This is a genomic window from Agrobacterium sp. CG674 (assembly GCF_053521645.1).
On sequence record NZ_JBNWDZ010000001.1, the window covers coordinates 277,360 to 299,297 of the forward strand.

The following is a 21,938-nucleotide window of genomic DNA, read 5'->3' on the forward strand; positions in this document are numbered from 1 at the left end:
GGGTGACATGCCAGCTGCGCCAGCATGTCAGACCATTTCGGAAGGATATCAGGCCGTGCGCTTCATCGCGCAGAAGAAAAAGCCGTCCGTATCTGTGGTGGCCGGGGTAAGCGTCACAGTCTCTCCGTCGGAAGAATGCGGCTTGATAGTGTCTGCACCGAAAATACTGGTCCAGCGGTCAAGTCCGGAGCGGATGGAGAATTCCGGGTTTTCCGCGCAGAAACGGCGCACCTGGCGCTCATTTTCTTCCGGTAGAACAGAACACGTCACGTAAACCAGCTCACCACCGGGACGCACGAACATCTTGGCCTGATCCAGCGCCTGAACCTGCTGTTCGACGCGCTCTTCCAGATTGCGCTGCGTCAGCCGCCATTTGGTGTCCGGGCGGCGGCGCCATGTGCCGGTGCCGGTGCAGGGGGCGTCTACCAGCACGCGGTCAAATTTGCCCTGGTAGCGTTCGAGGTTTTCCGCCCGGTCATGCACCTGCACATTGCGGGTACCAGCGCGCTTCAGCCGTTCGATGATCGGAGCCAGCCGTTTGCGGTCCGCATCGAAAGCGTGAACCTGACCCTTGTTGTTCATGGTCGCAGACATGGCCAGCGTCTTGCCGCCACCGCCTGCGCAATAATCGAGGATCTGTTCGCCTTCCTGCGCACCGGCAAGATCGGCAACGATCTGCGAACCCTCATCCTGAACCTCGAACCAGCCCTTCTGGAAAGACAGCTCGGCGGTCACGTTGGGCAGGCGCGATGGGCCTTCACCGGCGGCAATGCGCACGCCGTGGCGGGCAATGCGCGTGGCTTGCGCCTTGGCATCTTCCAGCGCCTTGATGACCTTGGTGCGGGATGCCTTGAGCGTATTGGCGCGAAGGTCGAGTGTCGGACGCAGGTTCAGCGCCTGCGCCTCGCGCAGCCAGTTCTCGCCAAAGGTCGCCTCGAAGGAGGCCTGCACCCAGTCAGGAATATCGCCCTGCACATGATGAGGTGCATCGGCAAGAGAGCGGGATGCAAAAGCAGATGCCGCGGCATCCGACAGGGGCTCCGGTGCAAACTTGTCGCCGTCGAATTCGGCGGCCAGTTGCTCGACGGATTGTCCCCATTGGCGCAGCATCACGGCGTAACCCAGCGCGTTTGCGCTATCGTCATCCATCACCCATGCGTGGGAGAGTTTCATGCGCAAGGCGTCATAGACGATGTTGCCAATCGCTGCCCTGTCGCCGGAACCAGCGAAACGGTGCGCCAGTCCCCAGTCCTTCAGTGCATCGGCCACCGGGCGCCTGCGCGCTTCGATATCCGCCAACACTTCGATCGCCCCGGCCAAACGCCCGCCCAAACGCATAATCTACCTCACACACACATTCGTCCGGGTAGGTAGACGTGAATAGTGGCGAGGGCAAGCCTTCGCGTAGATTTCGCTAAAGAACCTTACTTGGCCGCGATGATCTCGTAGCAAACCTTGGCCGTGCCGGAGCTGACCATGCCGATGTCCTTGGCCGCTGCCTTGGAAAGATCAAGCACACGTCCCTTGATGAACGGACCGCGATCATTGATGCGCACCACAACAGCCTTGCCGTTCCGGGCATTGGTCACCTTGACCTTGGTGCCGAAGCGCAGCGAGCGATGGGCAGCCGTCAGGTTGGAAGGGTTCATCCGTTCGCCCGAAGCAGTCTTCGAGGTCAAGGCATACCAGGATGCGCCCCCGCAACCGGTACCGGCATTGGCTTGTAGTGGAGTCATGATGGAACAGACGGCTATAGTTGCCGCCGCGATAGTCATGCGTCGAATATTCGTCAAACTGTGCTTCCCTGACACTCGGCCCCGCGCCGATGAACTTAAGGCTCATTCAATTGATGGAGTGTAGAGCGTGGGAAAAATGGCGAAAAATGGCCGAGGTCTAATCACGAAGTATTACAGTCTGTAACATTCGTGATCATACAGCTGACCTGCAATTTGGATAGCTTTCGATGATTCAGCAAAAAATTCATTTGGAATCAAAGAGCAACGAAAATCCATTGCGTGAAGCGCCGAACAGGAGTCGGATCACGAAATCCCTGTGAAATAATTTTCCAATGCATGAAAAATTAAGCCAAATTGCACTTTAACAAATGGTTAATTAGGCGCAATTGCGATTAAAACATTCCCCAAAAGGGCCTTTGGATGGATTTTTCACCGCATCCAATATGAATATTTATTCATCTCGCCAGATGCCCGCATTCCACATCTCACGCAGGGATTGCCGATAGTCAGGATGCGAAAAATCGAAACCGAGCGCCTTGAGCTTGCTGTTGGAGACCCGTTTGTTCTCGCCATAAAAGGAGCGGGCCATCTCGGTCAGTTGCGCGGTCTCGAACGACTGTTCTTCAGGCGGCTCTATACCCATCAGTCCGGCGGCGAATGTGACAACATCCTGCGGCGGCGCAGGTTCGTCGTCTGTCACGTTGAAAATGCCATTTGCCTTCTGCTCGATCAGAAACGCCGTGGCCGCGCCGATATCTTCAACGCGAATACGGTTGAAGACCTGATCCTTCTTCACCAGCCGTCGCGCCGTGCCTTTTTCGAGATTGATAAGCCCGTTGCGTCCCGGCCCGTAAATGCCGGAGAGACGCAGCACGCACAGCTTGACGTCAGCCTGCTTGCAGGCCTCGCCCCAGGCATTTTCGGCGTCCACCCGCTCTTTTGAGCGCACCGAGACGGGCCGACAGAGCGTGTCCTCATCCACCCAGGCGCCATCATGGTTGCCATAAACGCCGACCGTCGAGAGGTATGCACACCATTGCAAATTCGGCATCAGGCTTTTCAGGTCGCCCTCACTCAGCCGCAGCAAAGGATCGCCGAATGTGCTGGGCGCAATGGACTGCACAAGATGCGTCACCGATTGCAGCTCGGCGCGCAACTCGTCACTGATGGTTTCACCGGTGAAGATAAAGGGTGCGATGGCGTGGCACTGCAGCGTGGAAAGTTTGCCCTCGCTGCGCGTCGTGCCGGAAATGCGATCCATGTCGGTCTGGAGTGCTCGGGCGATAGCTTTGCCGGAATATCCGGCCCCGAAAATCATCAGATGCGACATTTACACTCCTGCGGTCATCCACTCGTTCAGCACGTCCGAATCGTCCTCGGGTGCACGGGCCGCAGCGTAGGCATTGAAGCTCTGCCTGTCCATCAATCTTGACAGCGCCCACACCGCCATGCCGCGTACGTCTGGTGAGTCGTCCTTGCTAAGTATCTGGCACCGTTCAATAAATGAAGCATCAGCAGAATTGCCTGCTGCAATCAGAACATTGCGAATGAAGCGGTTGCGACCGATGCGCTTGACCGGAGATCCGCTAAAAAAGGCGCGAAATTGCGCATCATCCAGCGTCAGCAAAAAGGCGATTTCAGGCTCTTTTAGATCGTCCCGGGCCTGCAATTTCATCTCGGATGCACTGGCTGCAAACTTGTTCCACGGGCATGCCGCAAGGCAATCATCGCAGCCATAGATGCGGTTGCCGATCAAGGGCCTCAGCGCATGGGGAATGGTCCCCTTGTGCTCAATGGTCAGGTAGGAAATGCAGCGCCGCGCATCCAGCTTGTAGGGCGCTGGAAAGGCATCCGTCGGGCAGGCGTCAAGACAGGCCCGGCACGATCCGCAATGGTCGCGCTCCGCCTCATCTAGCCAGAGTTCCGCCGTTGTGAACATGCTGCCCAGAAACAGCCAGGAACCATGGCTGCGGCTGACGAGGTTGGTGTGTTTACCCTGCCAGCCAAGACCCGCTGCCGCTGCCAGCGGTTTTTCCATCACAGGCGCGGTATCGACAAAGACCTTCACGTCCTCTCCCGCCCGTGCGGCAAAGCGGGTGGCAATCTCTTTCAGCCGTCCTTTGATAAGGTCATGATAATCGCGGTTGCGGGCATAGACCGATATGGCCGCCTTGTCCGGTTTTGAGAGAATGCCACGTGGGTCTTCATCCGGGCCGTAATTCATGCCGAACATGACCACGGACCGCACCTCGCTCCACAGCGTTTTCGGGCTGGCGCGCCGTGCTTCCGTTTCTTCCATCCAGCCCATCGTGCCGTGGAAGCCATTGTCGATGAATTCCCGAAGCCGCTCAGGCGCCAGCGGAATGCTGTCGGCAGAGGTGACGCGACAGAGATCAAAGCCAAGCGAGGTCGCTTCAGCGCGGATGAAATCCGTCAGCTTCGCCATCCGCGCTTGCTGCTTCTGCAATGCCGTGTCGATGGCTGTTCTCCCGATGCTGGTGGCAGACATCCCGCCGGTCTCAGCATACTATCATAAGCTGTCGGCGCGCTTAAAAATCGAGATCCGCATAATGGGACGATGGCGCAAGACGCGGCACGCGCTCACCCAGAAGCGGGCGGAAGGATGGGCGGGACTTGACGCGCTGATACCATTCCTTGGCAATCGGCGCTTCCAGCCAGTTGATCTCGCCGAGGTAGTCGAGAATCGAGATTGAGGCACCCGCAGCCAGATCGGCGTAGCTCAGCCGGTCACCCGCTAGCCATGTGCGCGAACCCGCCAGCCATTCCAGATACTTCATGTGCTGGTGCACATTCGCACGCGCGGTGCGCAACAGCTTGCTGTCTGGTGGACCGCCGCCCTGTGCCGTGGACATTTGCAGCTTGTGCGCGCGCTCGCGCACCAGAGGGCGCGTCACGTCCGTTTCCATCTTCTGCAGAAACCACTCGGTCAAACGTCGAATTTCAGCGCGCTGGAAGGGGTCTTCGGCTAGCAGTCGCTTGTCCCGTTTCAATACACCATGGGTTTCGTCCAGAAACTCCGCCAGCACATAGGGCCCGCAAAGCGAGCGCATATTGTCATCCAGATAGACCGGCAATGTACCCGCCGGGTTGAGCGCCAGAAACTCCCGCCGTCTTTCCCAGGGCTGTTCTTCGACCAGATCGACCTGAAATCCGTATTCGGTCAGGATCAGCCGGACGAAACGGGACGCAGTTGACATGGGAGAATGAAAAAGGGTTGGCATCGGCACTCAAACATTTGGTGAAAGGAGGGGTGTGTCTTTTATCGCCAGACAGCGGACGTGATCGCCTGTGCAGAAACTATAAGTTCAGCTTTTTTAAGACAAGTTTAACGAGATGACGATTGTCCCCGCGCATAACGGCTTAAAAGGGCATTTTTCATGAAAAAAGCGCCGTCGATTGAGCCGATGGCGCTTTTTAAAAAATCAGAGCAAGGCGCTCTGCTTGCGATTGATCAGTTCGCCGAGATGGAACTCGTCGTGCAAGGGTCGACGCCGTAAGCTGGTGAACAGCCTGACTTGTTGGCTGCGACAGTACCTGGAGCCATAAATGAACCTGCCAGAACAACCAAAGCCGCACACGCAAAAAAGAGTGCGATAGACTTGCCCATTTTTATTTAGCCTTTCAGACGATGAACGTGGGGACGCGAAGCGTTGCACGGTGATTGTTATGTTCTGGATGTGTGTAGGATGTGGCGTGTAGCAATAAAGGAGCTTACTGAATACGGGGTTAATGCGAACTCTTGTCCACAGTTGCCCTTGTGCCACGCTTGTGCCGCTGAAACTCTGATCATGATGTGCCCCCACATACAAAAGGACAGCGAACTAGCCGCTGCCCGTTATCGTGAGAACGCACGGATGTGCGTTTGGTTGCACTGCCTCAGGCAGCTTTTCCTGCATTGCTGAACTGTCCGTTGGTGCGGTAGCTCACCATATAGGTCGGCAGGATCGAAGACACGCGCACGGGCGTCATGCCGATACCTTCCAGCGTCAGACCAGCCTTTTCGGCCTCTGCAGAAACGACGTTGTCATCGCGCAGCATCGTGACCTGATCTGCCGTCAATGGCGGCGTGATCAGCGGCACCATGGACGCGATCTTGCCGATCAGCGTTGCGATGCCAAATGGCAGGTTCACCAGCGGGCGCTGGCGGTAGGTCGCGGCCAGAACCGCCTCAAGACAGGCACGGAATGTCATGACATCCTGTCCGCCAAGCTCATAGGTCACACCTGGCTTCAGCGCGCCATCAACGCTGCGGGCGACGACTTCGGCAACATCTTCCACATAGACGGGCTGGAACTTGGTGTGACCACCGCCGATCAGCGGCAGGAACGGCATGCTCTGGGCCATGCCCGCAAACTTGTTGAAGAAATCGTCTTCGGGGCCAAACACGATGGATGGGCGAAGAATGATGGCGTCTGGCAAAGCGGCACGGATCGCGGCTTCTGCGCGGCCCTTGGTACGGGCGTAACCGACGGTCGAATTGGCATCGGCACCAATCGCGGAAATATGTGTCAGCGTCGCACCGGCATTTCTCGCAGCTTCCGCCACGGCGCGTGCGCCGAATTCTTGCACAGCGTCGAATGTGTTACGTCCGCTCTCAAACAGAATGCCGACGCAGTTGACCACATGGTCTGCACCCTCGACGGCCTTGTTGATGGACTCCTTGTAGCGCAGATTGGCCTGCGCAAAGGAGATCTGTCCGACATTGCCCTGCGGCTGCAAAAAGCCCGCCAGATCGGGGCGGCGTACGGCGACGCGAATGCGGTATCCGCGCTTGGCCAGAGTGCGCACCACATGCCGTCCGACAAAGCCCGAACCGCCGAAAACGGTGACGAGAGGGGGAAGGTTGGCCAAAGGCATGGGAAGCTCCTGCGAAGCGTTGAATCTAGGCGTTTCCGTCTCTTAGCTTAAAGCCGATGCAACGGGAAGAGAGAACAGCGACCAGACATGATGAGAGTGAACGTATACTTGATAATGATCAGGCGCCGTCGAGAATCATCAACTCTGCATCGGCTACTTCCTGACGGATCTTGAGCGCCTGCTGGTATTCGTCACTGTTGTAGCAATCCAGCGCATGCTGCATCGATGGAAATTCGATGACGACATTGCGCGCCCGGCCCTTGCCCTCAAGCTGGTTGACCACACCACCGCGCGCCAGAAAATTTGCGCCGAAACGCTCGAAGGCGGGCTTGGCTGTCGAGATGTAATCCTTATAGCGTTCGGCATCGCGCACATCCACCTGTGCAATCCAGTAACCCTTGGCCATGATGTCTTCCTTTCAGATTGCCTTGGACATTTCATCCATGATAGCGCGTGCCGCAGCTTTCGGATCGGCGGCCTTGACGATGGGGCGGGCAACCACGAGATGGCTGGACCCTGCCTTGATCGCATCAAACGGTGTCACAACCCGCTTCTGGTCGCCAGCATCTGAACCAGCGGGGCGAATACCGGGTGTCACGACCGCCATGTCGGCGCCCACAATCTCGCGTACGGCAGCGGATTCTTCGGCCGAACAGACAATGCCGCCCATGCCCGCATCCCGCGCCTGCGCTGCCCGCTTCATCACCAGCGAACGTGCATCGCCCTGATATCCCGCTTCGATCAGATCGGCGTCGTCCATGGAGGTCAGAACGGTTACGCCCAGCAGCGTCAGGTCAGAACCCTGCGCCGCCTTCACCGCAGCCCGCATCGCTTTGGGGTAGGCATGCAGCGTCAGCATCGACATGCCCATCTTGGCAATGTTTTCCACGCCCGATGCCACCGTGTTGTCGATGTCGAGAAGCTTCATGTCGAGAAAGATTTTCTTGCCGCTCTGCGCAAGGTCCCGGGCAAATTCCAGCCCGCCCGCAAAGGCCAGCTGATGCCCGATCTTGTAGAACAATACGTCGTCGCCCAATGCGTTGACGATTTTTTCGGCTTCGGCCACGGTTGGAAGATCAAGCCCGACAATCAGGCGCTCGCGTGCGGTCATAATGTCATCCCCTTCCACTGTTCCATTGGCGTCCAGTCGCATGTGAGACTGCGGTCTGCAAGACTAAAACAGAAGATATTGCCACCACCGGGTGGCTGGTCGCCGCGACGGCTGATGGTGCCATGCGCAAGGTGCGATTTCAGCAGCGTTCCGACCGCGCCGTGGCCGATGAAGGCGATGGGTGCTGCGGGATCGTGGCTGGCGAGAACGGCCTCGATGGTGCCGACGATCCGCGCTTGTGCGTCCGCTGCCGTCTCCCAGCCCTTGTAGCTTGCCTGCGGGTGGGCAAAGAACCAGTCTGCGGCGCGTTCGAACTCATCGGGCGGAAGAAATCCGGTGGCGCTTCGGTCGTTCTCGTGCATGTTGGCTGCGGTCTCGACCTCGACACCGGCAGCGCGCGCGAAAATCCGCGCAGTTTCAATGGCCTTTTTCTCGCTGCTCGAAACGATGCGCCGCAACGCCTTTGCCCAAGGAAAGGCGGCAGCCCTGCGAACGCGCTGCGCACCGATGTCGGACAGTCCCCAATCAGGGACCGGCACGTTCGCATCGATCCTGACCTGCGGATGGGTAATATAGAGCGCGTACATGACGCAGACGCTAACTCAGGCGCGGGTATAGGTCCACAGCTGGGCAGGCGGAATGTTGCGCACCACGAAGTCGAAATGGCGGATGTGGTAGAGATGCGGTTGGGCAACGATGGGCGAAACCGGACCGTAGGAAATCTGGATCACCGGGCGACCATGCGGCACGCGGTTCAGCAGGTCATCCAGAAGGCGGATGCGCTCGGCCATGGGGAAGTTCAGCATCGGCACGGCTGAAATCACGCAGTCGAACATCTGGTCTTTTTGCGCTGCCAAGGTCGTATTCAGATCGAAGGCGTCGCCATTGATGAAATTCACGCCCGGATAGCTGTGCAGCAGTTGCTGGTAGAAATCCGTGGAATATTCGATGGCCGTCACGTTTTCCGGCTTCACGCCCCGGCCCAGAATGGCTTTTGTGATGCAGCCGGTTCCCGGCCCAAGCTCCAGCACGGGCAGGCCCGATTGCGGGGTGATGACGCTCGCCATGCGCCGTGCTGTCACGCCGGAGGTCGGAACGATGGCGCCAACCTTCTTCGGCTGGTTGACCATTCCCTTGAAGAAACGGATTTCCTCTTCGAATTTTCTGCCGAAGCGCTGCTTAAGGCTCAGTCCCATCCGGTCCCCCTTTTTAATTATTGTCGAGACAACATTTGTGGAAACTATGGCGATATGTTGTCTCGTGCTGTCGTAAAAACAACGAAAAATGTCGCAATGGAGAAATCTTAACGAAAGATGAAAATTCTGCAAACAAAAAAGCCGGCGAAGGAAATTCGCCGGCGGTTATAAAGTCTTGCTAATATTGTGGAACGCTAGACGCGCATCGGCATCAGCACGTAAAGCGCATCATCGCCTGCGGTGTCGCGCACCAGCGTTGGCGAACCGGCGTCGGCCAGAAGGAAGATCGCGTCTTCGCCGGAAAGCTGGGCGGTAATATCCAGAAGATATTTGGCGTTGAAGCCGATTTCCATGCCTTCATGTTCGTAGCCAACGGCCACTTCTTCCGTAGCACTGCCCGAATCCGGGTTATTGACAGTCAGCGTTAGCTGTCCCTCGGTAATAGCCAGCTTCACAGCGCGGCCACGCTCGGAAGAAATGGTCGATACGCGGTCCACTGCCTTGGCGAAGGACTGGCAATCAACGCGCATTTCCTTGTCGTTGCCGGTCGGGATCACGCGCTGATAATCCGGGAAGGTGCCGTCGATCAGCTTGGATGTCAGAACGATATCGCCAATCGCAATGCGGATCTTGGCGTCGGAAACCTCGACGGTCACTTCCAGCTCGGGATTGTCGACCAGCTTCTGCAACTCGCCAACGGTCTTGCGCGGAATGATGATGCCCGGCATGCCTTCGGAACCGGAGGGCGCGTTCACATCGGCGCGGGCCAGACGGTGGCCATCGGTTGCCACGGCGCGCAGCTTCAGGTCATTGCCGCTTTCAATCGTGTGGAAGAAAATACCGTTCAGATAATAACGTGTCTCTTCGGTCGAAATCGCAAATTGCGTGCGGTCGATCAGCATTTTCAGGTCCGATGCCTTCAGCTTGAAGACATGGCTGAAGGTTCCAGCGGTCAGGTCCGGAAAATCGGTTTCCGGCAGGCACTGCAGCGAGAACTTCGAGCGGCCGGATGCCACCGTCATGGTCGAGCCATCAGGGTTGGTGGCCAGAAGAACCTCGGAACCGTCAGGCAGCTTGCGCACGATTTCATAGAGAAGATGCGCAGGCACCGTGGTCGAGCCGGCCTGTTCCACCATGGCAGGTGTCGCCTCGGTGATTTCGAGGTCAAGGTCGGTCGCCTTCATGTCCAGCTTGGCGTCGGAGGCGCGCAGCAGCACGTTGGACAGGATCGGGATCGTGTTACGCCGTTCCACCACGCGGTGAACGTGGTTCAGCGATTTCAGAAGGTTCGACCGCTCGAGGGTAATACGCATGAAGACTTCCGCTTTCAACCGATGCGATCCTGAAGGGGAGGGATCGCCAAGATAGTGTCTCCGGCATTTTGGCCGGATAATGTGGACGGGCAAAATGGCAGAGTTATCGAGGAAAATGCAAGGGGCCAAGCTCAGTCATTGCTGCCTTTTCCACGCTATACATTCCCTTGGGTGGCTTGAGCCGCCAGAACGGCCTTGTTCATGGGCCTCGTCTTGCCCATAAAGGCAGGGAATTGAGACATGACGGGAATGACGCAGTGACAGATGAACCATTGAGCGACCAGACCACCGATGACGCAGACGGCCCAGACGGTAATGGACGCGGTTTCAAACTCGCCGGTTTCACCGTGCCAGCGCGCCCCATCGAGGCAGCACTTTACCTCGTCGCAACGCCCATCGGCAATCTGGGCGATATCACCGTGAGGGCACTGGAAACATTGGCCTCTGCCGATGTTCTGGCCTGCGAAGATACACGCGTCACCCGCGTCCTCTTGGATCGATACGGCATTCGCAACCGTCCCTATTCCTATCATGAGCACAATGCCGAAGAAGCTGGCCCGAAGCTCATTGCAGCGCTGGATGCCGGAAAATCGGTCGCCCTTGTTTCAGATGCCGGAACGCCGCTGGTGTCTGATCCCGGTTACAGGCTCGGCCAGATGGCGATTGAGGCGGGCCACCGCGTCGTGCCTATTCCCGGTGCGTCTGCGCCGCTTGCCGCGCTCGTCGGCTCTGGTCTGCCCAGCGATGCTTTCATGTTTGCGGGCTTCCTGCCGGTCAAGGATAAGGGCAAGCGAGACCGTTTCTCGGAACTGTCTAAGATACCAGCGACCATGATGTTCTTTGAATCCCCGCACCGCATCTGCGCCACCATAAAGGTTGCATCTGAAGTGCTGGGCCCAAACCGCCGCGCTGTCGTGTGCCGGGAACTGACAAAGACCTTCGAGGAATTCCGTCGCGGCACGCTGGGTGAACTTGCCGAGTTCTATAATGATGACCGCATCGTCAAGGGCGAGATCGTGCTGCTCATCGAGCCGCCATCCTACAATGAAATTCCCGATATGGAAGACGTGGAAAAGCTGCTGAAAGACCTCATTTCCACCATGCCCGCCGCAAAGGCCGCCGCCGAAGCCTCAAAACTTACCGGCCTGCCACGCAAGGAGCTTTACCAGCGCATTCTGGACCTGAAGGACAGCGATGGCGCGTGAGGCAATTGCTAAGCGCCGCGCCTACAGGCGCGGCCATATCGCCGAATATTGGGCAGCACTCTATCTCATGCTGAAAGGCTATCGCATTCTGGCGCTGCGCTATCGCACGGCGTCAGGCGAAATCGATCTCATCGCTCGCAAGAAGGATGTCGTCGCCTTTATCGAGGTCAAGGCCCGCGCCACGGAAGCGGGCGCTGTCGATGCTGTCAGTTACACCGCGCAACAGCGTATCCGTGCTGCCGCCGACATCTGGCTATCACGCCGAAGTGATGCCGCTCACCTGTCCATGCGGTTCGACATTGTGGCGGTCATGCCGCGCCGAATACCAAGACATTTCATCCATGCTTTTTAATAGGCACACGCCACAGATGCAGCGGCCAAAACCTCCCGCTTGATTAGGTTGTGCTGTAATAAATCTGCCATAAAACTGTAAAAGGCCCGTCATACAGAGGGCCTATTCGCATCCTCACCCCAACATAGTGGCGGAGAGGAATATTCAAATGTTCAAACACCTTACGATGGCGGCTTTTGCTGTCGCCTTGTCTGCATCGTCTTCGCTTGCAGCGACCGAAGTTACCTGGTGGCACGCCATGGGCGGTGAACTGGGCCAGAAGCTCGAAGCCGTCGCAAAGAAGTTCAATGAGACGCAGACCGAATACAAGGTCGTACCTGTTTACAAGGGCAGCTACCCGGAAACTCTGACGGCCGCTATTGCCGCGTTCCGCGCAAACCAGCAGCCAGCCATCGTTCAGGTCTTTGAAGTAGGCACCGGCACTATGATGGCTGCCAAGGGCGCCGTCTATCCGGTTTACAAGCTGATGGCGGATGAAGGCGAGCCGTTCGACACGAAGTCGTTCCTGGCGCCAGTCGTCGGTTATTATTCGGACACCAGCGGCAACATCCTGTCGCTGCCGTTTAACTCCTCTACGCCAATCATGTATTACAACAAGGATGTCTTCAAGAAGGCTGGCCTTGATCCAGAAATCGCTCCGAAGACCTGGAAAGAAGTCGAGGAATTCTCCAAGAAGATCGTCACATCTGGCGCTGCCAAGTGTGGCTTCACATCTGCCTGGATCACCTGGGCTCAGACAGAAAACCTGTCCGCACTTCACGATCAGCCGTTCGGCACCAAGGAAAATGGCTTCGGCGGCTTTGATGCCAAGTTCGAATTCAATGGCCCTGTTCAGGCCAAGCATTGGGCAAACCTGAAGAAGTGGCAGGATGAAGGCCTCTTCAAGTATGGCGGCCCTGTCGGCGGCGATCAGGCTGCAACCATGTTCTATGCGCAGGAATGCGCGATCACCATGAACTCGTCGGCTGGTCGCGCAGGCGTTCTTGCCAACGCCAAGACCTTTACGCCGGGCTTTGCTCCGCTTCCATATTATGATGACGTCATCAAGGAGCCTAAGAACTCCATCATCGGTGGCGCAACGTTGTGGGTGCTGAACGGCAAGGACAAGGCCACCTATAAGGGCGTTGCCAAGTTCTTCACTTACCTGTCCAAGCCAGAAGTACAGGCAGAGTGGCACCAGGCCACAGGCTATCTGCCAATCACCAATGCTGCCTATGAACTGGGCAAAAGCCAGGGTTACTACGAAAAGAACCCAGGTTCCGACATCTCGATCAAGCAGATCATGCGTGGCACTCCAACCGCCAACTCCAAGGGCGTTCGCTTTGGAAACTTCACGCAGGTCCGCACGATTGTAGACGAGGAATTCCAGTCGCTTCTCGCTGGCAAGAAAGACGCTCAGCAGGCACTCGACAGCGCTGTAACGCGCGGCAACACGCTGCTGCGTGAATTCGAAGCGGCAAACTAAGCGCCTTCGATCTTTAGGGAGAGGGCCGGCGCATGCCGGCCCTCTCTTTGTCTGTTCAGCATGCCGTGCGAGGCTTCATGGAAACGAAACGAACCACATTCGACAGTCGCTTGCTGCCTTACATGCTGCTCGCTCCTCAATTGATCATCACTCTTATCTTCTTCATCTGGCCCGCAGCACAGGCAGTCAAATCCTCGTTCGAGCGCGAAGATCCCTTCGGCATGGCCACTGTCTTCGTGGGGCTCACCCATTACCAGAACCTGCTAGCCGACCCGAACTATCTGGATGCGCTGGCGCGCACGGCCGTTTTTGCCGTTTCCGTCACAGTGCTGTCGATGGTGCTCGGGCTGGCATTCGCCGCTGCCGTTGATCGTCTGGTTCGCACCGGGCGGGTCTACACGACACTTCTGGTCTGGCCCTATGCGGTGGCGCCGGTGATTGCGGGTGTCTTGTGGTGGTTCATGTTCAACACCTCCACCGGTATTCTGCCCTATTATCTGCAGTTCATCGGCGTGAAATGGGATCAGGATCTGAATGGCACTCACGCCATGATCCTCATCATCATCGCTGCCGCCTGGAAGCAGATTTCCTATAACTTCCTGTTTTTTCTGGCAGGCCTGCAATCCGTTCCTCAGTCTCTGATGGAGGCGGCTGCCATTGACCGTTCCGGCCCGGTCAAACGCTTCTTCACGATCTCACTGCCGCTGATTTCACCCACGACCTTTTTCCTGTTCATCATCAACGTGAATTACACGATGTTCGATACTTTCCCGATCATCGACGCAACAACCAATGGCGGCCCCGCGCAAGCCACCACCACGCTGGTCTACAAGGTTTTTGTCGACGGCTATGTGGGCCTGAATATCGGATCGTCCTCGGCACAATCGGTCTTGTTGATGCTGATCGTGATGGCGCTGACCTTCATTCAGTTCCGCTACATCGAACGCCGCGTGCAGTATTAAGGAACGACCATGGTTGAAAATCGCCCCTTCCTCACCTTTCTGACACATGCTTTCCTGATCTGCGGCTTCCTGATTGTCGCTTTTCCGGTCTATATCGCGGTCATCGCATCGACGCATGACACCGCGACCCTGGTCAGCTCCTCGATCCCGCTTCTGCCCGGCTCGCATTTCATCGAGAATTACCGTCACATTCTGACGGGTGCATCGGCTGCCAACGGCCTGCCAAACTATTCGAGCATGGCAATCAACTCACTGATCATGGCCTTGGTCATCACCGTGGGCAAGATCGCCATCTCCATCCTCTCGGCCTTTGCCATCGTCTATTTCCGCTTTCCGTTTCGGCAACTGGCCTTCTGGATCATCTTCGTCACGCTGATGCTGCCGGTCGAAGTGCGCATCATGCCGACCTACAAGATCGTTGCAGACTTGGGCATGCTGAATTCCTGGGCTGGCCTGACGATCCCGTTGATCGCGTCTGCCACCGCGACATTCCTGTTTCGCCAGTTCTTCATGACCATCCCCGATGAAATGCTGGAGGCCGCGCGCGTCGATGGTGCAGGCCCTATGAAATTCTTCCGGGATATCCTGCTGCCCCTGTCGCGGACCAATATCGGTGCGCTCTGCGTCATCCTCTTCATCTACGGCTGGGTTCAGTATCTCTGGCCCATGCTCGTGACGACGGACCCGGGCTACTACACATTGATGATGGCGATGAAGCGCATGGTCACCGTGCAGGACGGCGTCATTGAGTGGAATTTCGTCATGGCGGGCGCCGTCTTGGCGATGCTGCCACCCATCTTGATTGTGATTTTCATGCAGCGGCTGTTCATCCGCGGCCTTACAGAGACGGAGAAGTAACATGGCTGCTATCACCATAGCCAATGTGTCGAAGAATTACTCAGGCGGTGCCCGGGCGGTGGATTCCGTCTCGATCGATATCACCGACGGTGAATTCATCGTGCTGGTCGGCCCGTCCGGCTGCGGCAAGTCCACCCTGTTGCGTATGGTCGCTGGTCTTGAGACCATCTCGGACGGCGAAGTGTCTATCGCTGGCAAGATCGTCAACCGCATGGAACCCGCCGATCGCGACATCGCCATGGTGTTCCAGAACTATGCTCTCTATCCGCATATGTCGGTTCGTCAGAACCTCGAATACGGTCTGAAAAACCGCAAGACGCCAAAGGCAGAGATCGATGCGCGCGTGGCGGAAGCCGCCCGCATGTTGGAGCTTGCGCCCTATCTGGATCGCAAGCCGCGTGCGTTGTCCGGTGGTCAGCGCCAGCGTGTGGCCATGGGCCGCGCCATCGTGCGCAAGCCTGCCGCCTTCCTCTTCGATGAACCGCTATCCAACCTCGATGCCAAGCTGCGCGTTTCCATGCGTGGTGAGATCAAGCGCCTGCAACGCCGCCTCGGCACCACCTCCATCTATGTCACCCATGACCAGCTGGAAGCCATGACGCTGGCAGACCGCCTCGTGGTGCTGAATGCCGGTCGTATCGAACAGATCGGCGCGCCGCTGGAGGTCTACCACAAGCCAGCCTCGACCTTTGTCGCCAGCTTCATTGGCTCTCCCGCCATGAACCTTCTGTCCGGCGAACTCCACGGAGATCGTCTGGCCATCGGCCCAACGGTCCTGTCGCTTAACGGCTACGCGCCTGCCTCCGGTGCCGTCACGGTCGGCATTCGCGCCGAGGATCTGCGCTTCGTCCATGGCCCTGAACAGGGCATGCCCTTCCGCGTCGAATATATCGAAGAGCTCGGCTCGCAGCGCCTCATTCACGGCATGCTTGGCGATCAGGCGCTGACGGTGGCCTGCGCATCGGAAACCGAGATCCCGCAGGAATTGTCGCTCTCCATCGCACTGGAAAAGCTGCATTTCTTCGACCGGGAAACCGGCAAGCGCATCGAAGGTGCCGCACATAGCGCACACCATCAGGCACCAGAGCTTGCTAGCGCCCACTGATCTCCCAAAAGTGATCTTCCGTTAAAATTGAATCTATTTATGGAAGTTCATGCTTACGCGGTTTGTGATATGGCGTTCCCATTGCAAAATGGGGGCGCAATATGGCTTTGCATGTACTGATCGCAAGTGTTGCGGCTATGGCGGCGCGTTCCGTGCCGTCGATACCGTTTGGAAGCCGCAGCCGCAGGGCAGATCCCGTCGTGTCGCAAGCATCGCACGCCATGGAGATGAAGCCCGCCCCGATCAATCCAGACTGGATCATCGAAGGCCAGCCCGTTGCCCGCATGGCCGACCACTCCAGAAGTGACGACCGTGCCGCCCACACAGCCCTTTGGGATTGCACGGCGGGCACCTTCCGCTGGTATTTCGGCTGGGATGAAACCGTCCATATCGTCGAGGGCGAAGTCCATGTGACGGCGGAAGATGGTACCATCCACATGCTGCGCGCTGGTGATGTCGCCTATTTCAAGGCTGACACCTGGGCCACGTGGCGGGTGAATAACTATGTGCGCAAGGTCGCCTTTCTGCGCCGCCCGTTCCCGGCACCGATTGCCTTTGCCTACCGCGTCAAGAACAAACTGATGCCCGTGAAAGCGCCAGCGCTATAGGCCTCGCACAGGTCAATAAAACTCATAGATACCCCACGGCGTAACAGTTGCCTTTGAAGCTTGGCTGCCCTAAACCTTTCGGGCTTTCAAAAGGAAACTGCGCATGGCCAAAATCAAGAACGTCGCGATCCAGATGGATCATGTCTCCGGCATCAACATTGCGGGCGATAGCACCTTCGCGATCAGTCTTGAGGCGCAGGCCCGTGGCTATCGCCTGTTCCACTATACGCCGGATCGCCTGTCGATGCGTGATGGCAAGATCTACGCCACCGTGGAGCAGATGCAGCTGCGCGATATCAAGGGCGATCATTTCTCCCTGTCCGAACCCGAGCGCGTCGACCTCGCGACCATGGATGTCATCCATCTGCGCCAGGACCCGCCATTCGACATGGCCTACATCACCTCAACGCATCTCTTGGAGCGCATCCACCCCAAGACGCTGGTCGTGAATGATCCGGCCTGGGTGCGCAATTCGCCGGAAAAGATATTCGTCACCGAATTCGCCGATCTGATGCCGACAACCCTCATCACCAAGGATGTGGCCGAGATTGCCCGCTTCCGCGAGGAGATGGGCGATATTATCCTCAAGCCTCTCTACGGCAATGGCGGCGCTGGCGTGTTCCACTCCACCCGCGATGACCGCAACTTCTCCTCGCTTCTGGAAATGTTCGGCCAGATGTTCCGCGAGCCCTATATCGCCCAGCAATATCTGCCTGACGTCCGCAAGGGCGACAAGCGCATCCTGCTGGTGGATGGAGAGCCCGTCGGTGCCATCAACCGTGTGCCTGCGGAAAATGATGCCCGCTCCAACATGCACGCCGGTGGCCGCCCTGAGCCGACCGAGCTCACGGCCCGTGAAAGGGAAATCTGCGAACGCATCGGCCCTGCTTTGCGGGAACGCGGCTTCCTCTTCGTCGGTATCGATGTGATTGGCGATTACATGACGGAAATCAACGTCACGTCGCCCACGGGCATCCGCGAAGTCAAGAAGTTCGGCGGTGCCGATGTCGCAAGCCTGCTGTGGGATGCCATCGAGCGAAAGCGCGACGCGCAGGGCTGATAATGTCTGAGATATTACCCCGGCCTTGCAGCCGGGGTTTTCATTTGAATGTTGTCACGCCGCTTTTGCGACATGGTATTCCTTGATCGCCACCATCTTGATGCCGGGATAGCGTTCCGCCTCATAGCGCAGCGAAAACGCATCCTGCGCCAGAAACACCGGGTCGCCGTCCAGATCGCGGGCAATATCGCCGCGCTTCACGGTCAGGAACTTCTCCATATCGGCAGGCTGCTCGGCTGAGATCCAGCGGCAGATCGAAAAGCGCGACATTTCGAACGAGACCGGCAGGCCATATTCGCCCATCAGCCGTTCTTTGAGCACATCCAGCTGCAACGCGCCGACAACGCCCACGATGGCGGGTGAACCGTCTTCCGGTGAAAACAGCTGCACGACGCCCTCTTCGGCCATCTGGTGCAAAGCTTCCTTCAGCTTCTTCGCCTTCATCGCATCTTCCAGCCGCACGCGGCGTAGAATTTCCGGCGAGAAGTTTGGCACGCCCTGGAAAACGAGGTTTTCGCCCTCAGTCAACGTGTCACCAATGCGTAAGGTCCCGTGGTTGGGAATGCCCACCACATCGCCAGCAAAGGCCGTGTCGGCAATATGCCGCTGCGAGGCGAAGAAGAATTGCGGGGCCGTCAGGCCCATCTGCTTGCCGGTGCGCGCCAGCCGCGCCTTCATGCCACGCTCCAGCTTGCCGGAGCAGATGCGCGCGAACGCAATGCGGTCGCGGTGGTTGGGGTCCATATTCGCCTGAATCTTGAAGACGAAGGCCGTCATCTTGTTTTCATCGGCATGCACGGTGCGCGTATCGGCCACCTGGTTGCGCGGCGGTGGCGCAATCTCGCCCAGCGCATTGATCAGGTCGCGAACACCAAAATTGCGCAGCGCCGAACCGAAGAACACCGGCGTCAGATGACCCTCGAGAAACGCCTCGCGGTCAAACGGACGGCAGGCTTCCAGCGCCAGTTCCGTTTCCTCGATAAAGGCTTGGCGCTCGTTTTCCGGCAAACGGCTGGCCACATCCTTGGGGCCGGAGACCTGCGTTGCCTCAACTTCCTTGTCGGAACCGCGAACCTTGTTGCTGGCCAGATAATAGGAGCCGCAGAAGCTCTTCGAACGACCGATTGGCCATGTGATCGGCGCCGTGTCCAGCGCCAGCTTTTCTTCGATTTCATCGAGAATTTCGAAAATGTCCCGGCTTTCGCGGTCCATCTTGTTGACGAAAGTGATGATCGGAATATCACGCATGCGGCACACTTCGAAAAGCTTCAGCGTGCGCGGCTCGATACCCTTGGCAGCATCGATCACCATTATGGCAGCGTCAACCGCCGTCAGCGTGCGATAGGTATCGTCGGCAAAGTCTTCGTGACCTGGCGTATCGAGAATATTGAAGACCTTGTCGTCATATTCAAACGTCATGACCGAGGTCACGACGGAAATGCCGCGTTCGCGCTCGATCTTCATCCAGTCAGACCGCGTCTGGATGCGGTCCTTCTTCGCCTTCACTTCACCGGCCAGCTGAATGGCACCGCCGAACAGCAGCAGCTTTTCGGTCAGCGTCGTCTTACCGGCGTCCGGGTGCGCGATAATAGCGAAGGTGCGGCGGCGGGAAACCGCCTCTGCGAGTGTTTCGGTCATCTGACAAATCCTGTGGAATTGCGGGGTATCTAGCGTTTCGGGGCCGCTTTTGCAATTGACCTTGGCCCGCACAAGGAAAACTAATGCGCCATGACCCAAGAAAACCGAAATCGCCCCGCCCTCAATCTTGTCCGTCTGCCCCACGCGGCAGGCATCGAGCTGCCCTCCTACGAGACATCGGGGGCCGCTGGCATGGATCTGCGCGCAGCGGTGCAAGAGGGCGCCCCGCTGGTGCTTGCGCCCGGCACCCGCGCTCTGGTGCCCACAGGCTTCATCTTCGAAGTGCCTGAGGGTTACGAGGCACAGATCCGCCCGCGCTCTGGCCTTGCCATCAAAAACGGCATCACCTGCCTCAACACGCCCGGTACCGTGGACAGCGATTATCGCGGTGAGGTCAAAGTCATCCTCGCCAATCTGGGGCAGGAGGATTTCGTGGTCGAGCGCGGCATGCGCATCGCCCAGATGGTCATCGCACCGGTCACGCAGGTTGATGTTGTCGAGGTCAGCGAAACCTCGCAGACTACACGCGGCGCGGGCGGCTTCGGCTCCACCGGCGTTTGATTGCCTGCAACCGGCCACGCTTTTTCTGCCCGGTATAAGTGAAATTGTTCACTTCCTGTTCTTGTTTTGCGTAGGCGTCTGTGCAAGGTTGCAGAAGCGGACGCATACACGCTGTATGCGATTGTTCTAAAGTCCGCATATGGGGGCTTTCATGGTTGCGCGCGTCAATACGGTGGCATTTCAGGGCATAGAGGGTGTGCCTGTCGAGGTTCAGGTCATGGTCGCGCCGGGCAAGGTCGGCATGCAGATCGTTGGCCTGCCGGATAAGGCCGTGGCGGAAAGCCGGGAGAGGGTGCAGGCCGCGCTCCATGCGTCCGGCTTGGCGCTTCCCGCCAAGAAGGTCACCGTCAATCTGGCGCCCGCTGATCTGCCCAAGGAAGGCTCGCATTTCGATTTGCCCATTGCGCTCGGCCTCATGGCCGCGCTGGGTGCCATCCCGGCAGAAGCGCTCAATGCCTATGTTGTTCTCGGTGAGCTTAATCTGGATGGCACCATCGGGGCCGTATCCGGCGCGCTTCCCGCTGCCATCGGTGCCAATGCGCAGGGCAAAGGCCTCATCTGCCCGGCAGATAGCGGTGGAGAAGCCGCATGGGCAGGCGCTCAGTTTGATATTCTCGCGCCCCGCAGCCTCATTGCGCTCGTCAATCATTTTCGCGGAACCCAGATGCTGTCGCGCCCCGTCGCCGCCATCCGCGCCAATCCCGCTAACCTGCCTGATCTTGCCGATATCAAGGGGCAGGAGAGCGCCAAGCGCGCTCTGGAGGTTGCCGCTGCCGGAGGCCATAATCTCTTGATGGTCGGTCCACCCGGCTCGGGCAAATCCATGCTGGCCTCGCGCCTGCCATCCATCCTGCCGCCGCTCTTGGCGTCGGAATTGCTGGAAGTTTCCATGGTCCATTCCATCGCGGGGCAACTTTCCGGCGGCAAGTTGTCGGATCGTCGTCCCTTCCGCACCCCGCACCATTCCGCCACCATGGCCGCACTTGTGGGCGGTGGCATGCGGGCAAAGCCGGGGGAGGCGTCGCTTGCCCATCACGGCGTGCTGTTTCTCGATGAGTTCCCGGAGTTTTCACCGCAGGCGCTCGATGCCCTGCGCCAGCCGTTGGAAACGGGTGAGTGCATCATTGCCCGCGCCAATCATCGCGTCAGCTATCCCGCAGAAATTCAACTCGTCGCTGCCATGAACCCGTGCAAATGCGGCATGGCGGGCGAGCCCGGCTTCACCTGCGCCCGCGGTCCGCGCTGCGTCACGGATTACCAGCAACGTATTTCCGGCCCCTTGATGGACCGCATCGATATCCGCATCGAGGTTCCCGCCGTTTCCGCAGCCGACCTCATCCGTCCCATGGCCGCAGAAGCCAGCGCCGATGTGGCACTCCGCGTTGCCCGCGCCCGCGATTTGCAACAGGATCGTTTCGCAGCCGCAGGCTTCAACGGCATTCGCACCAATGCCCGCTGCTCCACGGCGCTGATCGAAAAATTCGCAGAACCGGATGCGCCCGGCCTGCAATTGCTGCGTGATGCTGCTGAGAAGCTGAAATTCTCCGCCCGTGGCTATCACCGCATCCTCAAGGTCGCCCGCACGCTTGCCGATCTGGATGACAAGCCAACCGTTACCCGCATTCATCTGGCCGAAGCCATTTCCTACCGTATCGCCGGGGAGCGGTTGACAGCGGCTGCTTGATCGAGGGCGCGCGGTTACCTCTCCCCTGGTGGGAGAGGACAGAAAATCACGATCTTAGCGCAGCTCAGTCGTCGAATTTTGAGGTGAAGGGTCATGCCTCGACCACCAGCATTCCTCTATTGCAAGATATTTTCATTATGAATCAGTAGCTTAATAAAAACCTTCAGAAAATCGCAAAAAACATTCCGCAAGTTTCTCAATGACGG

22 protein-coding genes are annotated in these 21,938 nt (G+C 58.1%); 10 read left to right on the forward strand and 12 right to left on the reverse strand.

Annotation, left to right across the window (positions count from 1 at the left end; genetic code table 11):
* Positions 1–48: 48 nt before the first annotated feature.
* From ACQZ51_RS01370 to dnaN, 11 genes are all read right to left on the reverse strand, one after another.
* Positions 49–1,338, reverse strand: a complete 1,290-nt coding sequence (locus tag ACQZ51_RS01370) for an RsmB/NOP family class I SAM-dependent RNA methyltransferase (RefSeq protein ID WP_448774679.1) — start codon at positions 1,336–1,338, stop codon at positions 49–51.
* Between the two features lie 86 nt (positions 1,339–1,424).
* Positions 1,425–1,793, reverse strand: coding sequence for a septal ring lytic transglycosylase RlpA family protein (locus ACQZ51_RS01375; protein WP_155398731.1), 369 nt, complete (start codon positions 1,791–1,793; stop codon positions 1,425–1,427).
* 394 nt (positions 1,794–2,187) lie between these two features.
* The gene (locus tag ACQZ51_RS01380; protein WP_448774680.1) at positions 2,188–3,066 is read right to left on the reverse strand and encodes an SDR family oxidoreductase; all 879 of its coding nucleotides are present in this window, start codon (positions 3,064–3,066) and stop codon (positions 2,188–2,190) included.
* Entirely contained in the window at positions 3,067–4,182 is a 1,116-nt protein-coding gene (gene queG / locus ACQZ51_RS01385) for a tRNA epoxyqueuosine(34) reductase QueG (protein ID WP_448775711.1), read from the reverse strand.
* A gap of 103 nt (positions 4,183–4,285) precedes the next feature.
* Entirely contained in the window at positions 4,286–4,978 is a 693-nt protein-coding gene (locus tag ACQZ51_RS01390) for a glutathione S-transferase family protein (RefSeq protein WP_448774681.1), read from the reverse strand.
* A 655-nt stretch (positions 4,979–5,633) separates the two neighbouring features.
* On the reverse strand, positions 5,634–6,614 hold the full coding sequence (locus ACQZ51_RS01395) for a complex I NDUFA9 subunit family protein (protein WP_448774682.1): 981 nt from the start codon (positions 6,612–6,614) through the stop codon (positions 5,634–5,636).
* A gap of 118 nt (positions 6,615–6,732) precedes the next feature.
* The gene (locus tag ACQZ51_RS01400; RefSeq protein ID WP_243256756.1) at positions 6,733–7,020 is read right to left on the reverse strand and encodes a DUF1330 domain-containing protein; all 288 of its coding nucleotides are present in this window, start codon (positions 7,018–7,020) and stop codon (positions 6,733–6,735) included.
* Positions 7,021–7,032: 12 nt separating this feature from the next.
* Positions 7,033–7,725: an orotidine-5'-phosphate decarboxylase gene (gene pyrF / locus ACQZ51_RS01405; RefSeq protein ID WP_448774684.1), complete on the reverse strand. Its 693-nt coding sequence runs from the start codon at positions 7,723–7,725 to the stop codon at positions 7,033–7,035.
* Complete coding sequence (locus ACQZ51_RS01410) at positions 7,722–8,312, reverse strand: histidine phosphatase family protein (protein WP_448774686.1); 591 nt, start codon at positions 8,310–8,312, stop codon at positions 7,722–7,724. The genes pyrF and ACQZ51_RS01410 overlap by 4 nt, the downstream gene beginning before the upstream one ends.
* 15 nt (positions 8,313–8,327) lie before the next feature.
* Entirely contained in the window at positions 8,328–8,921 is a 594-nt protein-coding gene (gene pmtA, locus ACQZ51_RS01415; RefSeq protein ID WP_448774687.1) for a phospholipid N-methyltransferase PmtA, read from the reverse strand.
* Positions 8,922–9,115: 194 nt separating this feature from the next.
* The gene (gene dnaN / locus ACQZ51_RS01420; RefSeq protein ID WP_042616351.1) at positions 9,116–10,234 is read right to left on the reverse strand and encodes a DNA polymerase III subunit beta; all 1,119 of its coding nucleotides are present in this window, start codon (positions 10,232–10,234) and stop codon (positions 9,116–9,118) included.
* Between the two features lie 347 nt (positions 10,235–10,581).
* Here dnaN and rsmI point away from each other — a divergent pair, with 347 nt between their 5' ends.
* From rsmI to gshB, 8 genes are all read left to right on the forward strand, one after another.
* Positions 10,582–11,439: a 16S rRNA (cytidine(1402)-2'-O)-methyltransferase gene (rsmI, locus tag ACQZ51_RS01425; protein ID WP_448775713.1), complete on the forward strand. Its 858-nt coding sequence runs from the start codon at positions 10,582–10,584 to the stop codon at positions 11,437–11,439.
* Positions 11,429–11,791, forward strand: a complete 363-nt coding sequence (locus tag ACQZ51_RS01430; RefSeq protein ID WP_448774689.1) for a YraN family protein — start codon at positions 11,429–11,431, stop codon at positions 11,789–11,791. Before rsmI ends, ACQZ51_RS01430 begins: the two co-directional genes overlap by 11 nt.
* A 148-nt stretch (positions 11,792–11,939) precedes the next feature.
* Positions 11,940–13,256: a sn-glycerol-3-phosphate ABC transporter substrate-binding protein UgpB gene (ugpB, locus tag ACQZ51_RS01435; RefSeq protein ID WP_448774691.1), complete on the forward strand. Its 1,317-nt coding sequence runs from the start codon at positions 11,940–11,942 to the stop codon at positions 13,254–13,256.
* Between the two features lie 77 nt (positions 13,257–13,333).
* Complete coding sequence (gene ugpA / locus ACQZ51_RS01440) at positions 13,334–14,218, forward strand: sn-glycerol-3-phosphate ABC transporter permease UgpA (protein ID WP_448774693.1); 885 nt, start codon at positions 13,334–13,336, stop codon at positions 14,216–14,218.
* A 9-nt stretch (positions 14,219–14,227) separates the two neighbouring features.
* Positions 14,228–15,076 carry a sn-glycerol-3-phosphate ABC transporter permease UgpE gene (gene ugpE / locus ACQZ51_RS01445; protein ID WP_448774695.1) on the forward strand — a complete coding sequence of 283 codons (849 nt, stop codon included), beginning with the start codon at positions 14,228–14,230 and terminating at the stop codon, positions 15,074–15,076.
* A gap of 1 nt (position 15,077) precedes the next feature.
* Positions 15,078–16,181 carry a sn-glycerol-3-phosphate import ATP-binding protein UgpC gene (locus ACQZ51_RS01450; protein ID WP_448774696.1) on the forward strand — a complete coding sequence of 368 codons (1,104 nt, stop codon included), beginning with the start codon at positions 15,078–15,080 and terminating at the stop codon, positions 16,179–16,181.
* A gap of 101 nt (positions 16,182–16,282) precedes the next feature.
* Positions 16,283–16,789 (forward strand): cupin domain-containing protein, encoded by a 507-nt coding sequence (locus tag ACQZ51_RS01455; RefSeq protein WP_448774698.1) that lies wholly within the window; start codon positions 16,283–16,285, stop codon positions 16,787–16,789.
* A gap of 103 nt (positions 16,790–16,892) precedes the next feature.
* Positions 16,893–17,849: a glutathione synthase gene (gene gshB / locus ACQZ51_RS01460; RefSeq protein ID WP_448774700.1), complete on the forward strand. Its 957-nt coding sequence runs from the start codon at positions 16,893–16,895 to the stop codon at positions 17,847–17,849.
* A gap of 54 nt (positions 17,850–17,903) precedes the next feature.
* Here gshB and ACQZ51_RS01465 read toward each other — a convergent pair whose 3' ends face one another.
* Complete coding sequence (locus ACQZ51_RS01465; protein WP_448774702.1) at positions 17,904–19,487, reverse strand: peptide chain release factor 3; 1,584 nt, start codon at positions 19,485–19,487, stop codon at positions 17,904–17,906.
* Between the two features lie 90 nt (positions 19,488–19,577).
* On the opposite strand from ACQZ51_RS01465, the gene dut reads away from it, so the two are divergent.
* Both dut and ACQZ51_RS01475 read left to right on the forward strand, forming a co-directional pair.
* Entirely contained in the window at positions 19,578–20,048 is a 471-nt protein-coding gene (gene dut, locus ACQZ51_RS01470) for a dUTP diphosphatase (protein ID WP_448774704.1), read from the forward strand.
* A gap of 151 nt (positions 20,049–20,199) precedes the next feature.
* Complete coding sequence (locus ACQZ51_RS01475) at positions 20,200–21,732, forward strand: YifB family Mg chelatase-like AAA ATPase (RefSeq protein ID WP_448774706.1); 1,533 nt, start codon at positions 20,200–20,202, stop codon at positions 21,730–21,732.
* The last annotated feature ends 206 nt before the right edge of the window (positions 21,733–21,938 follow it).

Coding starts and splice junctions, on each gene's coding strand:
- ACQZ51_RS01370 (WP_448774679.1), bottom strand. CDS start 1,338: ATGCGTTTGGGCGGGCGTTTGGCCGGGGCGATCGAAGTGTTGGCGGAT.
- ACQZ51_RS01380 (WP_448774680.1), bottom strand. CDS start 3,066: ATGTCGCATCTGATGATTTTCGGGGCCGGATATTCCGGCAAAGCTATC.
- queG (WP_448775711.1), bottom strand. CDS start 4,182: ATGGCGAAGCTGACGGATTTCATCCGCGCTGAAGCGACCTCGCTTGGC.
- ACQZ51_RS01390 (WP_448774681.1), bottom strand. CDS start 4,978: ATGCCAACCCTTTTTCATTCTCCCATGTCAACTGCGTCCCGTTTCGTC.
- ACQZ51_RS01395 (WP_448774682.1), bottom strand. CDS start 6,614: ATGCCTTTGGCCAACCTTCCCCCTCTCGTCACCGTTTTCGGCGGTTCG.
- ACQZ51_RS01400 (WP_243256756.1), bottom strand. CDS start 7,020: ATGGCCAAGGGTTACTGGATTGCACAGGTGGATGTGCGCGATGCCGAA.
- pyrF (WP_448774684.1), bottom strand. CDS start 7,725: ATGACCGCACGCGAGCGCCTGATTGTCGGGCTTGATCTTCCAACCGTG.
- ACQZ51_RS01410 (WP_448774686.1), bottom strand. CDS start 8,312: ATGTACGCGCTCTATATTACCCATCCGCAGGTCAGGATCGATGCGAAC.
- pmtA (WP_448774687.1), bottom strand. CDS start 8,921: ATGGGACTGAGCCTTAAGCAGCGCTTCGGCAGAAAATTCGAAGAGGAA.
- dnaN (WP_042616351.1), bottom strand. CDS start 10,234: ATGCGTATTACCCTCGAGCGGTCGAACCTTCTGAAATCGCTGAACCAC.
- ACQZ51_RS01430 (WP_448774689.1), top strand. CDS start 11,429: ATGGCGCGTGAGGCAATTGCTAAGCGCCGCGCCTACAGGCGCGGCCAT.
- ugpB (WP_448774691.1), top strand. CDS start 11,940: ATGTTCAAACACCTTACGATGGCGGCTTTTGCTGTCGCCTTGTCTGCA.
- ugpA (WP_448774693.1), top strand. CDS start 13,334: ATGGAAACGAAACGAACCACATTCGACAGTCGCTTGCTGCCTTACATG.
- ugpE (WP_448774695.1), top strand. CDS start 14,228: ATGGTTGAAAATCGCCCCTTCCTCACCTTTCTGACACATGCTTTCCTG.
- ACQZ51_RS01450 (WP_448774696.1), top strand. CDS start 15,078: ATGGCTGCTATCACCATAGCCAATGTGTCGAAGAATTACTCAGGCGGT.
- ACQZ51_RS01455 (WP_448774698.1), top strand. CDS start 16,283: ATGGCTTTGCATGTACTGATCGCAAGTGTTGCGGCTATGGCGGCGCGT.
- gshB (WP_448774700.1), top strand. CDS start 16,893: ATGGCCAAAATCAAGAACGTCGCGATCCAGATGGATCATGTCTCCGGC.
- ACQZ51_RS01465 (WP_448774702.1), bottom strand. CDS start 19,487: ATGACCGAAACACTCGCAGAGGCGGTTTCCCGCCGCCGCACCTTCGCT.
- dut (WP_448774704.1), top strand. CDS start 19,578: ATGACCCAAGAAAACCGAAATCGCCCCGCCCTCAATCTTGTCCGTCTG.
- ACQZ51_RS01475 (WP_448774706.1), top strand. CDS start 20,200: ATGGTTGCGCGCGTCAATACGGTGGCATTTCAGGGCATAGAGGGTGTG.